This window comes from Arthrobacter sp. LAR12-1-1.1, from assembly GCF_040676555.1.
Classification (GTDB): domain Bacteria; phylum Actinomycetota; class Actinomycetes; order Actinomycetales; family Micrococcaceae; genus Arthrobacter.
In genome coordinates this window covers 12,764-25,696 of the sequence record NZ_JBEGIG010000078.1, presented here as the reverse complement: position 1 = coordinate 25,696, position 12,933 = coordinate 12,764, and the positions used below count along the sequence as shown (strand labels likewise).

11 protein-coding genes are annotated in these 12,933 nt (G+C 68.6%); all 11 read right to left on the bottom strand.

Annotated elements, in window-relative coordinates; genetic code table 11:
• Window positions 1–30: 30 nt before the first annotated feature.
• Entirely contained in the window at window positions 31–717 is a 687-nt protein-coding gene (locus MRBLAR12_RS22220) for a winged helix-turn-helix domain-containing protein (RefSeq protein WP_229995577.1), read from the bottom strand.
• Window positions 714–2,057, bottom strand: coding sequence for an allantoinase AllB (gene allB, locus MRBLAR12_RS22215; protein ID WP_364748502.1), 1,344 nt, complete (start codon window positions 2,055–2,057; stop codon window positions 714–716). Before allB ends, MRBLAR12_RS22220 begins: the two co-directional genes overlap by 4 nt.
• Complete coding sequence (locus MRBLAR12_RS22210) at window positions 2,050–3,261, bottom strand: glycerate kinase (RefSeq protein WP_364748499.1); 1,212 nt, start codon at window positions 3,259–3,261, stop codon at window positions 2,050–2,052. The genes allB and MRBLAR12_RS22210 overlap by 8 nt, the downstream gene beginning before the upstream one ends.
• Window position 3,262: 1 nt before the next feature.
• Window positions 3,263–5,053, bottom strand: a complete 1,791-nt coding sequence (gcl, locus tag MRBLAR12_RS22205) for a glyoxylate carboligase (protein ID WP_364748497.1) — start codon at window positions 5,051–5,053, stop codon at window positions 3,263–3,265.
• 107 nt (window positions 5,054–5,160) lie between these two features.
• The gene (locus MRBLAR12_RS22200; protein WP_229995573.1) at window positions 5,161–6,039 is read right to left on the bottom strand and encodes a 2-hydroxy-3-oxopropionate reductase; all 879 of its coding nucleotides are present in this window, start codon (window positions 6,037–6,039) and stop codon (window positions 5,161–5,163) included.
• Window positions 6,040–6,243: 204 nt separating this feature from the next.
• Entirely contained in the window at window positions 6,244–7,044 is an 801-nt protein-coding gene (locus tag MRBLAR12_RS22195) for a hydroxypyruvate isomerase family protein (RefSeq protein WP_229995572.1), read from the bottom strand.
• Window positions 7,045–7,411: 367 nt separating this feature from the next.
• The gene (locus tag MRBLAR12_RS22190; protein WP_229995479.1) at window positions 7,412–7,573 is read right to left on the bottom strand and encodes a glycine zipper domain-containing protein; all 162 of its coding nucleotides are present in this window, start codon (window positions 7,571–7,573) and stop codon (window positions 7,412–7,414) included.
• 126 nt (window positions 7,574–7,699) lie between these two features.
• The gene (locus MRBLAR12_RS22185) at window positions 7,700–8,512 is read right to left on the bottom strand and encodes a bifunctional allantoicase/(S)-ureidoglycine aminohydrolase (RefSeq protein ID WP_229995480.1); all 813 of its coding nucleotides are present in this window, start codon (window positions 8,510–8,512) and stop codon (window positions 7,700–7,702) included.
• Window positions 8,509–9,795 carry a DUF6986 family protein gene (locus MRBLAR12_RS22180; RefSeq protein ID WP_364748747.1) on the bottom strand — a complete coding sequence of 429 codons (1,287 nt, stop codon included), beginning with the start codon at window positions 9,793–9,795 and terminating at the stop codon, window positions 8,509–8,511. The genes MRBLAR12_RS22185 and MRBLAR12_RS22180 overlap by 4 nt, the downstream gene beginning before the upstream one ends.
• A gap of 78 nt (window positions 9,796–9,873) precedes the next feature.
• Window positions 9,874–11,472: a malate synthase A gene (gene aceB, locus MRBLAR12_RS22175; protein WP_229995481.1), complete on the bottom strand. Its 1,599-nt coding sequence runs from the start codon at window positions 11,470–11,472 to the stop codon at window positions 9,874–9,876.
• 35 nt (window positions 11,473–11,507) lie between these two features.
• Complete coding sequence (locus MRBLAR12_RS22170) at window positions 11,508–12,920, bottom strand: NAD-dependent malic enzyme (RefSeq protein ID WP_229995482.1); 1,413 nt, start codon at window positions 12,918–12,920, stop codon at window positions 11,508–11,510.
• Window positions 12,921–12,933: the final 13 nt, after the last annotated feature.

Genomic DNA, 12,933 nt, shown 5'->3' with positions numbered 1-12,933 from the left:
CGAGGGTCGGGATGGTTGTGGCAGCGGACCTCAGATGCTGTATTCCGCCGGTCCGCGCACGGTCGCCCGCGGACCGGGGACGAAGCGGTAGCCGCCGCTGCGGACGGTGACGACGGCGTGCCGGCAGCCCTTGAGTTTCCGGCGCAACCGGCCGACGTAAACGTCGATGGACCGGGTTGCCGCGCCAGGGGTGTCGAACGCGTCGAGGCAATGCTGCAGTTCCTCCCGGCTGACCGTGCGGGAGCAGTTCTGCACAAGGCACCTCAGGAGGGTGAACTCCAGATCCGTCAGGGGCACCCGCTCGCCATCGAGCCTTGCGTCCCCGGCCGCGAGGTCGACGGCGAGCCGGCTGATGCTGCCGGGGGCGGGCGCCGGGCCCGCCCCGCCGTCGTCGTCCGGAGTGCCGTCCCCGGCGGGATCCCCGGTCGGGGTTCCCGGCAGGGCGCCGTCTTCTCCAGGGGACCGGACGACGGCGGACGTTGCGGCTCCGGCGGCGGGCCTAAAGTGGACTTCCGCCTCCGGGGCACTTCTTAGGGCGCGGCCAAGCACGAGTTCGGCCGCCCGGGCCAGACAGGCCGGGTCAAGGTCGGCGTTGTCCGGCACGGTGATCCAGACAGCCAGTCCCTTCGCCGCGAGGCCGGCCTGCCGCGGCTGTCCGTTGCGCCTGGCCCGTCCGTGAACGGCGCGTGCGGTGCCGGCCACGGCTGCCTGGCTCATACGTCGCCGCGGCGGATCAGCTTGCCGTTCGGAGTCCGGCCGTCGATCAGGGTGCCGCGGAGATAGGTCTGCCGGACGACGCCGGAAAGCGCCTTCCCGTCGTACGGGGTGATGGGGTTCTTGTGCTTGAGCTTGGAGGCGTCCACGACGTACGCCTCGTCCGGGGCAAACACGGAGAGATCGGCGTCGTACCCCACCGCCAGCTGGCCCTTGTTGGCCAGGCCGGCGAGCTGGGCCGGCCTGGCCGCCATCCACGAGAGAACCTGCTCCAGCGGGATGCCGCGGTGCCGGGCCTCGGTCCAGATCAGCGACAGGCCCAGCTGCAGCGAGGAGACCCCGCCCCAGGCCACGGCGAAGTCCCCGTTTTCCAGGTCCTTCAAATCCAGGGTGGACGGGGAGTGGTCCGAGACGATGCAGTCGATGGTGCCGTCCTGCAGCCCGGCCCACAGCAGTTCGCGGTTGGAGGCTTCGCGGATCGGCGGGCAGCACTTGTAGGCTGTGGCGCCGTTCGGGATTTCCTCGGCCGTCAGCGTCAGGTAGTGCGGGCAGGTTTCGACCGTGAGGCGAACGCCGTCGCGCTTGGCGGTCGCGATCAAGGGGAGCGCATCGGAGGAGGACAGGTGCAGGATGTGGGCGCGGGCGCCGGTCCGGCGGGCCCGTTCGATGACCTCGGCGACGGCCTTGTTCTCGGCCCCGCGCGGGCGGGACGCGAGGAACATCGCGTAGCGGTCGCCGCCCGGGTGGGGTGCGTGATCGATCGCGTGGGCGTCCTCGGCGTGGACGATCATGAGCGAGTCGAAGGATTTCAGCTCTGCCATGTCCTCTTCCATCTCGTCCGCTTCCAGGTGCGGGAACTCGTCCACACCGGAGTGCAGCAGGAAGCATTTGAAGCCGAAGACACCCTCGTCGTGCAGCGGCCGCAGTTCGTGCTTATTGCCCGGGATGGCTCCGCCCCAGAAACCGACGTCCACGAACACCTGGTCCTCTGCTACCTCGCGTTTGAGTTTCAGGGCCGCCACCGTAGTGGTGGGTGGGATGCTGTTCAACGGCATGTCGATGATCGTGGTGACGCCGCCGGCCGCTGCCGCCCGGGTGGCGGAAGCGAAGCCCTCCCACTCGGTGCGGCCGGGCTCGTTGACGTGCACGTGGGTGTCCACCAGGCCTGGCAGGAGGGTTTCGTCGTCGGCGAGCTCGATGACTTCACGGCCGGGGAGGCCGTCGCCCAGCGGCGCGATCGCGGTAATCACGCCGTCGCGGATGCCGACTTCCCGCGCGGCGAGGCCGGCCGTGGTCAGCACCTGCCGCCCGCGGAAGACGACGTCGTAGGTTTCTTCAGACACGGAGGGTCTCCTTTCCAGGAGCACTGTCCAGGGCGCGGGCACCCGGGACGGGGTGCGCCGCGTTGGTCAATTGCTCGCCGAGTTGCCGTCCGAGGCGCTCCAGCAGAGGAGCGGCCTCGGCTATACATGTGTCTACATTGCTTTCCAGCTCCGTCAAAGCGTGGACCGCGAGGAACCCGGAACTGCTGATCTGCTCCCCGGTCAGGACGGACCGGCCGCAGACAGCGACTACCGGAACCCCGGCGCGGCGGGCGGCCCGGGCAACGCCCACCGGAGTTTTGCCCAGCAGGGTCTGTTCGTCGAGGCTGCCTTCGCCGGTGATCACCAGGTCCGCGCCGGCCAGCCGGTCGGCCAGCCCGGTGAATTCAAGGACGACGTCGATGCCCGGCCGGCGGGTCGCGGCCAATACGGCGATCGCGGCGTAGCCCACGCCGCCGGCTGCCCCGGCGCCCGGCGCGTCCGCGGCCTTCCGTGCGCGGGGCCCGATTTCGGCCGCGAGCACGTCCACGAAGTGGGCCAGGGCGGCGTCGAGGGCAGTTACGTCCTCCGCCGTGGCGCCCTTTTGCGGGCCGAAGATCGCCGCGGCACCTTGGGCGCCGAGCAGCGGGTTGTCCACGTCGCTGGCGAGCACGAAGCGTGCCCCGTCCAGGCGGGATTCGAAGCCGGAGAAGTCGATCCAGTCCAGCCTGGCCAGGGCCGCGCCGCCGGGCGGCAGCTCGTTGCCGTGGGCGTCGAGGAACCTGGCGCCGAGTCCCTGCAGGACCCCGGCGCCGCCGTCGGTGTTGGCGCTGCCGCCGACGCCCAAAATGATCTGCCGGCATCCGGCGTCGAGCGCTGCCCGGATCAGTTCGCCGGTGCCCAGGCTGGTGGCGCGTTTGGCGTCCTTGACGCCGTCCGGCAGGACGGCCAGGCCGGACGCGGCGGCCATCTCAATGACCGCCTCGCGGCCGCGGAGCGCGAACTCTGCCCGGAGCGGCGCGCCGGTGGGGCCGCTGACGACGGCGCTTCGGCGGGTGAAGCCGGAGCCGACGGCGGCATCGAGGGTGCCCTCGCCGCCGTCGGCCACGGGAATCCGCAGTACCTCCAGATTACTGATCTGTCCGCTGTCGCGGGCGGCCGCGTGCAGCCCCGCTTCCAGGTGCCGGGCGACGTCCGGGGCCGAGAGCGAGCCTTTGAACTTGTCCGGCGCAATGACCACCCGCATCTCAGGCCTGCAGGGCCAGGATGGCGGTGGGGGCGTCCCCGGCGGTCTCGGCCAGGGCCTCGAACTCGTTGACGGCGTTGATCTCGGTGCCCATGGAGATGTTGGTGACCTTTTCCAGGATGACCTCCACCACCACCGGAACCTTGAACTCGCCCATGAATGCCTTGGCCTTGTCGAACGCGGCAGGAAGGTCCTCCGGGTTTTCCACCCGGATGGCCTTGCAGCCCAGGCCCTCCGCCACCTTGATGTGGTCCACTCCGTAGCCTCTTGCGGTTGCAGAGAGTTCGGTGGAGTTGATGTTCTCGAACGCCAAGGACACGTTTTGTTCCATGTTGAACCCCCGCTGGGACTGGCGGATCAGGCCGAGGTAGGAGTTGTTGACCACCACGTGGATGTACGGCAGGTTGAACTGCGCGCCCACGGCCAGTTCTTCGATCATGAACTGGAAGTCGTAGTCACCGGACAGGGCAACAACGGTCTGGTCCGGCTTGCCGCGGACCACGCCCAGCGCGGCGGGGGCGGTCCAGCCCAGCGGGCCGGCCTGTCCGGCGTTGATCCACTTGCGGGGGCCGAACACGTGCAGCATCTGGGCGCCGGCGATCTGCGACAGTCCGATCGTGGACACGTAAGTGGTGTCCTTGCCGAACGCCCTGTTCATTTCCTCGTACACGCGCTGGGGCTTGATCGGCACGTTGTCGAAGTGGGTCTTGCGGTGCAGCGTGGCTTTGCGTCCGGAGCATTCGGCAACCCAGGCGGTGTAGTCCGGCAGCGACCCGGCGGCGCGGCGTTCCCGGGCCAGTTCCAGCAGCCCGTCCACGGCGGCAGCGGCGTCGGAGGCGATGCCGAAGTCCGGGGAGAACACGCGGCCGATTTGGGTGGGCTCGATGTCGATGTGCACGAACTTGCGGCCGGCGGTGTAGGTGTCCAGCCCGCCGGTGTGGCGGTTGGCCCAGCGGTTGCCGATGCCGATCACGAAGTCGCTGCGCAGGAAGTTCTCGTTGCCGTAGCGGTGGGAAGTCTGCAGGCCCACCATGCCGGCCATCAGTTCGTGGTCATCCGGGATAGCGCCCCAGCCCATCAGGGTGGGGATCACGGGGACGTTCAGCAGCTCGGCCAGTTCCACCAGCTGCCCGGAGGCACCGGCATTGATGATGCCGCCGCCGGCCACGATCACCGGGCGCTCGCCGGCGGTGAGCATGTCCAGTGCCTTTTCCAGCTGCTTCCGGCTGGCCCGGGGCTTCTCCACGGGCAGGGGCTCATACGTGTCGATGTCGAATTCGATCTCGGCCATCTGCACATCGATCGGCAGGTCCAGCAGGACCGGGCCTGGGCGGCCGGAGCGCATCAGCTGGAAAGCCTTCTGGAAGGCGCCGGGAACCTGGCCTGGCTCCAGGATGGTCATGGCCAGCTTGGTGACGGGCTTGGCGATGGACTCGATGTCCACGGCCTGGAAATCCTCCTTGTGCAGCTTGGCAACGGGTGCCTGGCCGGTGATGCAGAGCATCGGGATGGAATCGGCCCACGCCGCGTACAGGCCGGTGATCATGTCCGTGCCCGCGGGGCCGGATGTGCCGATGCAGATGCCGATGTTGCCGTCCTTGGCCCGACTGTAGCCGTCAGCCATGTGACTGGCGCCTTCAACGTGACGGGCCAGGGTGTGGCGGATGCCGCTGTGGGCCCTCATGGCCGAATAGAACGGGTTGATCGCCGCGCCTGGCAGGCCGAACGCCTCGGTGGCGCCCTCCTTTTCCAGGATGGCGACGGCTGCGTCTACGGTGCGCATCTTCGTCATGGTGTGCTCCTTGAAAGTCTGTTTTTGGGTGTGCTTGAGGTGCCGGCGTCGTCATTGACGACGTCGGGAGGCTGGGTTCAGGTGGTGACCGGCGCCTGGCCGGCGGTTTACTTCCGGCCGCTGAGCTGGAGGACCTGCTTGAAGAGGCCGGAGTGATCCAGGCCGCCGTCGCCCTGGTTGACAGTGGCGGCGACGAGCTGCGCGACGACGGCGCCGAGGGGGACGGCGACGTTGGCCTCGCGGGCCGCGGAGGTGACGATGCCGAGGTCCTTGTGGTGCAGGGCCAGGCGGAAGCCGGGGTCGAAGTTGCGGTCCAGCATCTTCTGGCCCTTCTGCTCCAGGACCTTGGACCCGGCCAGGCCGCCGCCGAGGACCTTGAGGGCGGCGTCCGTGTCCACGCCGTAGGCCTCGAGGAAGGCGATCGCCTCGCCAAGGACTTCAATGTTGACGGCCACGATCAGCTGGTTGGCTGCCTTGACTGTCTGGCCGGAGCCGGAGGGCCCCACATGGACGATGGTCTTGCCCACGGCGGCCAGGACATCCTGGGCGGTCTCGAAGTCGGCGGCGTGGCCGCCCACCATGATGGAGAGCGCGGCGTCGATGGCGCCTTGTTCCCCGCCGGAGACCGGGGCGTCGAGGGGACGGATTCCGGCGGCCCTGGCGTCGTCGGCGAGGCGCTTGGCGACGTCGGGGCGGATGCTGCTGGCATCGATCCACAGGGCGCCCGGCTTGGCGTTGGCGAAGACGCCGTTGGGGCCGCTGACCACGCCTTCGACGTCCGGGGAGTCCGGCACCATGGTGATGACGGTGTCGGCGCCCTTGACGGCCTCCGCGATGCTGCCGGCGCCCCGGCCGCCTTCGGAGACCAGTTTGTCGGTCTTGTCCTGACTGCGGTTGAAGCCTGTGACCGTGTGGCCGGCCTTGACGAGGTTGATGGCCATGGGCAGGCCCATGATGCCGAGTCCGATGACTGCGATGTTGCTCATTGTGGTTCTCTTTCTGAAGTCTTTTTATGCGTTTTAGCGCAGGTGTGCTTCTGTGCCGCGGCTGGTGGGTGCGGGTGCTGCCGGTGGGTGGGCCCACGCCGGCCGGGTTCCCTGGCCGAGCTTGCGAGGTCAGGGTGCCGGTGGGTGGGCCCACGCCGGCCGGGTTCCCTGGCCGAGCTTGCGAGGTCAGGGTGCCGGTGGGGACTACTGCGAGACGCGCTGGCGGATGGCCCAGCTGAATGCGGTCTCCGCCGGTTCCTTGTATTCGAGGCCGATGTAGCCCTCGTAGCCGAGTGCGCGGCTGCGGGCGATCCATTCGCCGAGGGGAAGCTGCCCGGTTCCGGGAGCCCCGCGGCCGGGGTTGTCGGCGATCTGGATGTGGCCGAAGTCCTTGGCGTGCTTTTCGATGACGGCGGCGACGTCGTCACCGTTCACTGCCAGGTGGTAGAAGTCGGCGAGGAGCTTGATGTTCCTGGCGCCGGATTCCTGCTTGACCCGGGCGATGACGTCGAGGGCGTCCTGGGCCGTGAGCAACGGGTACTTGGGGGCGCCGCTGACGGGTTCCAGGAGCACCGTGCCGCCGATGCGGGCGATGCCTGCGGCCGCCGTCGCGAGGTTTTCGGCGCCAATGGCGTCCTGCTGCTCGGCGGATTCGCCGTCAATGCGGTTGCCGTAGAGGGCGTTGAAGGCCTTGCAGCCGAGGCGCTCACCGATGCCGGCGACGACGTCGATGTTGTCCTGGAATTCGGTGGAGCGCGCGGGCCAGGATACGAGGCCGCGGTCCCCGCCGGGCATGTCGCCCGCGTTGAAGTTCAGGCCCGTGAGCTGCACGCCGGCGTCGGTGATGGCGTTCTCAAACCGGGCAACCTCGGCGTCGGTGGGGACGGAGGTTTCGAAGGGCCACCAGAATTCGACGGCGTCAAAACCGGCGGCCTTCGCGGCGGCCGGGCGTTCCCAGAGGGGGAGCTCCGTCAGGAGGATGGAGCAGTTCACGGTGTACGTCATTGTGGGTTCCTTCCGGTGTGGGCGGGAGCTGGATCCCGGGCGTCTTTGCCTTGCAGATCCGATTACTAATTCCACTTCGTTGCCTGCTTAGTTCCTGCATGGTTTCCGCTTGGTGGAATTTAGATTCTGCTTTATGAAAAGTGTAGAGAAGTTGGGGCAGGGGAGTCAAGGGGTGGAGAGTCAATGGGGGTGCGTCGGGGAAGGGCCGGGCTGCGCGTCTGGGCGGCGCCTTGGGACTGTGGGGTCCTCGCGCGGCGGGCACAGCTTTGGTGCCCGGGCATTTCACGGCGCGGGCCGTTTCAGGTCAGGGGGCCGGCATTGGGTGACTGCCCCGCCGGGAACCGTCTGATCCCGGCGAAGGGCATCCCTACCGCTTCCTGGGGTCCTTCCGGACGCCCAGGCCCACGAGTGCGCCGACCGCAAGGCCGATCAACATGCCCGTGAACGGTTTGTCGGCGGTGGCGGCTCCGATGGCGAAGCCGAAGGCCGCGCCAAGGAGCAATCCGATCCACAGGGATTCGTACTTCACAGCCTCAGGCTAGCAAGCAACGCCCAGGCCACAAGGGCTCCCGGCCGCGGGCTCCGGAACCACGAATGAGTCCGCCCCGTCAGACGGGGCGGACTCCACTGCGTATTCGGTATTGGTGGATCGGTCTTAGGTCAGGCGGATCTGGCGGTTGACGTCTTTGTACAGCAGGTACCGGAAGTTGCCCGGGCCGCCGGCATAGCAGGCCTGGGGGCAGAAGGCACGCAGCCACATGAAGTCGCCGGCCTCCACCTCAACCCAGTCGTCATTGAGCCGGTAGACGGCTTTGCCCTCCAGGACGAAGAGCCCGTGTTCCATGACGTGGGTTTCCGCGAAGGGGATGGAGGCGCCGGGCTTGAGCGTGACGATGTTGACGTGCATGTCGTGGGCGAGGTCCTCCGGGTCCACGAAGCGGGTGGTGGCCCAGGCGCCGTCGGTGTCGGGCATGGCCCGCGGTTCGACGTCCTGGTCGCGGGTCACGAAGGATTTCGCCGTGAAGCCGTCCAGCGGCTCATAGGCCTTCCGGATCCACTGGAAACTGGCGATCTCCCCGGACTCGTTCGCCACGGACCACTGGGCCCCGGCGGCGAGATAGGCGTAGCCGCCCTCTCCCAGCTTGTGGATTTCCCCCTCGAGGGTCAGGGCCAGGGCGCCCTTGGTCAGGAAGATGACGCCTTCGACGCCGGCCTCGGGCTCAGGCTTTTCCGCTCCGCCGCCCGGTCCCACCTCGACAATCAGCTGCGAGAACGTCGTGGCAAAACCGGCGATGGGCCGGGCAATGATCCAGGAGCGGGTGTTGGTCCAGCCGGGCAGCGTGCTCGTGACGATGTCCCGGAGCACGCCCTTCGGAATGACGGTGTAGGCCTCTTTGACGATGGCCCGGTCCGAGAGGAGCTGGGTCTGCGGCGGAAGCCCGCCCTCGGGGTAGAAATAGTTGCTCATGGGTGCGTTCCTTTAGCTGAGGGGGTGGAGGTGTTGGCCAGCCGGGGATGGGCCAGCGCGGTGAGTTGGGGGAGCCCGACGCCGGCCAGCGCCAGGACTTCTTCGGCACCGACGGCGCCGCATTGGACGCCGCGCAGAACGAAGGCCGCCAAGGCGCGTGCGGTGGCGGGTTCATCCATGACGCCGCCGGCGGTTTGTTCCACGTAATTGCGGAGCCGGGCAGCGGCGGCGGGGAGCCCTTGCCGGTAGAAGGCATAGGTTGCGGCGAACCGGCTGGGCAGCTGGGCCGGGTGGAGGTCCCAGCCCTGGTAGAAACCGCGTTCCAGCGAGCGGCGGACCAGGCGGCCGTGGAGCTGCCAGGCCTGCTCCACGTTCTCGCCCACCGGGATGATGTTGGTGGAGCCGTCGGAGAGCCGGATCCCGGTGCCGGCCACGGCAAGCTGCATGACTTCCTTGGCAAAGTCCGCCACGGGATGCTCCATGGACTGGTATTCGGCGGAGATCTGCAGCGAGGCCGAGTAGTCGTAAGTTCCGTAGTGCAGCCCGCTGATCCGGCCGGGCACCGCGTGCGGCAGGCGCGCCACCGGCGAGGTTCCGTCCGGGCCCAGGATGAGCTGCGGCGTTTCCACCTGCACCTCAAAGCGGAGCCGGCCCGCGGGGAGCGAGTGGACTTCCTCGAGGCGGGACACGGCGAAGGCCATGGCCTCCACCTGCGCCACCGTGGTGACCTTGGGCAGGGTGAGGATGAGCCCGTCCGGCAGTTCGCCGGCCGCGGCCAGCTGCGATACGAAGAGATCCAGGGTCCGCAGGCCCCGGGCGCGGGTGGCGGCCTCGAAGCACTTGAAGCGGATCCCGATGAAGGGCGGCGCGGTCCCGGCGGCGACCGCGGTGGCCACGGCGGATGCCGCGGCCGAAGCGGCGGCGTCCTCGGCGTCGTCGCCCCGGTCCCCGAACCCGTCCTCAAAGTCCAGGCGGAGGTCCTCGATCGGTTCGCGTGAGAGCTTGGCCCGGACCCGCGGCGCGACGGCGGCGGCCAGCTCGGGGTCCTGGCCCTGCAGCGCGCACAGGTTTTCGACTCCGCCGCGGGCGTCCACCGCAGCGAGGGCCTGGGCGCCCCAGTCCGCGGTGAACCCCGGGCTGAAGCGGTCGGCCGGGACGTAGACGGTGTGCACCGGCTGGCGGGAGCCGTCATCGCCAGGGTAGCTGCGCTCCAGCAGCCGGTCGGTGTCGGCGAGCTGCGCATCGATCCGGGCGAGATCGGCCCCCGAGAGGGCCGGCGTCACCGGACCCTGGCTTCGGGGCTGGCTCCGTAGATGACTGCGCGGCTGCGGCCTGGCGCTGGCGGAGGTGGCTGCCATGGCTCAGCCCACCAGCTCGTACGCCGGCGTGGTGAGGAAGTCCGTGTAGTCCTCGGACAGGCAGATGTCGCCAATGAGCTTGCTGGCGGGCAGGTAGTGCTTCGCGAAGGCGTCCTCGCCCACCTCGCCGCGGAGCTTCTCGGTTTCCTCGGCCAGGATCCCGGACACCAGCTCGCGGGTGACGGTCCGGCCTGTGTCGGCCAGCACCGAGTGGTTGCGGATCTGCTGCCAAACCTGGGACCGCGAGATTTCCGCCGTCGCGGCGTCCTCCATCAGGTTGTGGATGGCCACCGCGCCGTTGCCCGAAATCCACACCGCTGTGTAGGCGACGGCGACGTAGAGGTTCAGGCGCATGCCTGCCTCGGTGACCGTGCCATGGGCGGAGGCGACGTCCAGGAGCTGGTCCGCGGTGACCGAGACTTCCGGGCGCTGCCTGTCCAGCTGGTTCGGCCGCTCGCCCAGAACGGCGTCGAAGACGTCCCGGCAGACCGGCACCAGGTCCGGGTGGGCCACCCAGGAACCGTCAAAGCCGTCGTTCGCCTCGCGGGTCTTGTCCGCGCGCACTTTCTCGAACGCCTGGGCGGTCACCTCGGGTTCGCGGCGGTTGGGAATGACGGCCGCCATGCCGCCCATGGCGAAGGCGCCGCGGTGGTGGCAGGTCTTGACCAGCAGTTCGGTGTAGGCACGCATGAACGGCGCGGTCATGGCCACGGTGGCGCGGTCCGGCAGCACAAAGCGCGAGCCGGCGTCGCGGAAGTACTTGATGATGCTGAACAGGTAATCCCAGCGGCCCGCGTTCAGGCCGGAGGCGTGGTCGCGGAGTTCGTAGAGGATCTCGTCCATTTCGAAGGCTGCGGGGATGGTCTCGATCAGGACGGTGGCGCGGATGGTGCCTTGCGGAATGCCGAGGTAGTCCTGGGCGAAGACGAAGATCTCGTTCCACAACCGGGCCTCGAGGTGGCTCTCCATCTTGGGCAGGTAGTAGTACGGGCCATGGCCGTTCGCCAGCAGCTGCCTGGCGGTGTGGAAGAAATGCAGGCCGAAGTCCACCAGGGCGCCCACGGTGTGTTCGCCGTCGATCAGCAGATGGCGCTCGCCCATGTGCCAGCCGCGCGGGCGGGCGACAACGACGGCCAGCGGGGCATCGGTCCGGAGCGTATATTCCTTCCCCTCGGGGGAGGTGTAGGCCAGGGTGCCCGCCGCGGCGTCGCGGAGGTTCAGGATCGATTCGATCACGTTGGACCAGGTGGGGGTGCTGGCGTCCTCGAGGTCCGCGAGCCAGACCTTGGCCCCGGAGTTCAGGGCATTGATCGCCATCTTGGCCGGTGCGGCCGGGCCCGTCATTTCCACCCGGCGGTCCTGCAGGGCCGCCGGGGCTGGGGCCACCGTCCAGTCGCCCTCACGGATATCGCGGGTTTCCGGCAGGAAATCGAGCCGGCCGGTGCGGGCCACCTCGTCGCGTTTGACCGCGCGGGCCTTGAGCAGATCCCCGCGGGTGGCGGCGAATCGCTGGTGCAGTTGCTCAATGAAGGCCAGCGCCTCGGGAGTGAGGATCTCTTCCGCACGGTCAACGGGGCGGCGGGCTGAAATGGTGAGGGCCATTGTGGTCCTTCCTGGTCGGTGAATCAGGCGGCGAATCAGGCGTGGGTCGGCGCGGCGGCCGGGGCCGTCGCATGGGCGGCCGCGGCAACTGCGGCGGCGACGTCGGCGGCAACGTGGGGGTCGAAAACGCTGGGAATGATGTAGCTGGCATTGAGCTCATCGTCGGCCACCCGGTTGGCGATCGCCGCGGCGGCGGCCACGAGCATCTCGGAGGTGATGTCTGCGGCCCCAGCGTCCAGGAGCCCGCGGAAGAACCCTGGGAAGGCCAGGACGTTGTTGATCTGGTTGGGGAAATCGCTGCGGCCGGTCGCCACCACAGCGGCGTGCCGTGATGCGACCACCGGGTCGATTTCCGGCGTGGGGTTGGCCATGGCGAACACAATAGCGTCCTTGGCCATGGATGCCACCTGTTCTTCGCCGATCACGTGCGGTGCGCTGACGCCGATGAAGACGTCGGCTCCCTTGAGCGCTTCGTGCAGGGTGCCGGAGAACCCTTGTTCATTGGTGTTCTCGGCAATCCAGGTGCGGTGCTCGTCGTTGTACTGTTCGCCGAAGTGGATCGCTCCCGAGCGGCCGGCGGCGATGATGTTGCGGGCCCCCTGCGCCTTGAGCAGCGCAATGATGGCGGAGCCGGCGGCGCCGACGCCCGAAACGACAATCCGGACCTCGGCGAGTTTCTTGTCCACGACGCGCAGGGCGTTGGTCAGGGCTGCCAGCGTGACGATTGCGGTTCCGTGCTGGTCGTCATGGAAGACCGGGATGTCCAGTTCCTCGCGGAGCCGGGTTTCGATCTCGAAGCAGCGCGGCGCGGCGATGTCCTCAAGGTTGACGCCGCCGTAGACCGGGGCGAGTGCCTTGACGATCCGGATGATTTCCTCCGTGTCCTGGGTGTCCAGGCAGACCGGCCAGGCGTCGACGTTGGCGAACTGCTTGAAGAGCGCGGCCTTGCCTTCCATGACCGGCAGCGCGGCGGCCGGGCCGATGTTGCCGAGGCCCAGGACGGCGGAGCCGTCGGTCACGACGGCGATCGTGTTGCGTTTGATGGTCAGGTTCCGGGCGGCCTCGGGGTTTTCGGCGATCGCCAGGCAGACACGGGCGACGCCGGGGGTGTAGGCGCGGGAGAGGTCGTCGCGGTTGCGCAGGGCGACCTTCGGGACAACCTCCAGCTTGCCGCCGAGGTGCATCAGGAAGGTGCGGTCCGAGACGTTCCGGACCGTGACGCCGTCGAGCGCGTTGAGCGCGTCCTTGACGCGTGCGGCGTGGGCGTCGTCCGTGGTGTTGCAGGTGACGTCGACTACCAGGGTCTCGTGGTGGGACTCGGTGACGTCCAGGGCTGTGATCGCGGCGCCGGCGGCTCCGACGGCGGCGGCCAGTTCGCTGGTGGCCGTGACGCTGGACGGAGCCTCCACGCGCAGGGTGATCGAATTTCCGGGGCTGGGATTCGCCATTGAATTTCCTCCT

Excerpts from the sequence above, each read along its gene's own strand:
- MRBLAR12_RS22210 (WP_364748499.1), bottom strand. The coding sequence starts at position 3,261 with ATGCGGGTGGTCATTGCGCCGGACAAGTTCAAAGGCTCGCTCTCGGCC.
- MRBLAR12_RS22200 (WP_229995573.1), bottom strand. The coding sequence starts at position 6,039 with ATGAGCAACATCGCAGTCATCGGACTCGGCATCATGGGCCTGCCCATG.
- MRBLAR12_RS22220 (WP_229995577.1), bottom strand. The coding sequence starts at position 717 with ATGAGCCAGGCAGCCGTGGCCGGCACCGCACGCGCCGTTCACGGACGG.
- MRBLAR12_RS22195 (WP_229995572.1), bottom strand. The coding sequence starts at position 7,044 with ATGACGTACACCGTGAACTGCTCCATCCTCCTGACGGAGCTCCCCCTC.
- MRBLAR12_RS22170 (WP_229995482.1), bottom strand. The coding sequence starts at position 12,920 with ATGGCGAATCCCAGCCCCGGAAATTCGATCACCCTGCGCGTGGAGGCT.
- gcl (WP_364748497.1), bottom strand. The coding sequence starts at position 5,053 with ATGACGAAGATGCGCACCGTAGACGCAGCCGTCGCCATCCTGGAAAAG.
- MRBLAR12_RS22185 (WP_229995480.1), bottom strand. The coding sequence starts at position 8,512 with ATGAGCAACTATTTCTACCCCGAGGGCGGGCTTCCGCCGCAGACCCAG.
- aceB (WP_229995481.1), bottom strand. The coding sequence starts at position 11,472 with ATGGCCCTCACCATTTCAGCCCGCCGCCCCGTTGACCGTGCGGAAGAG.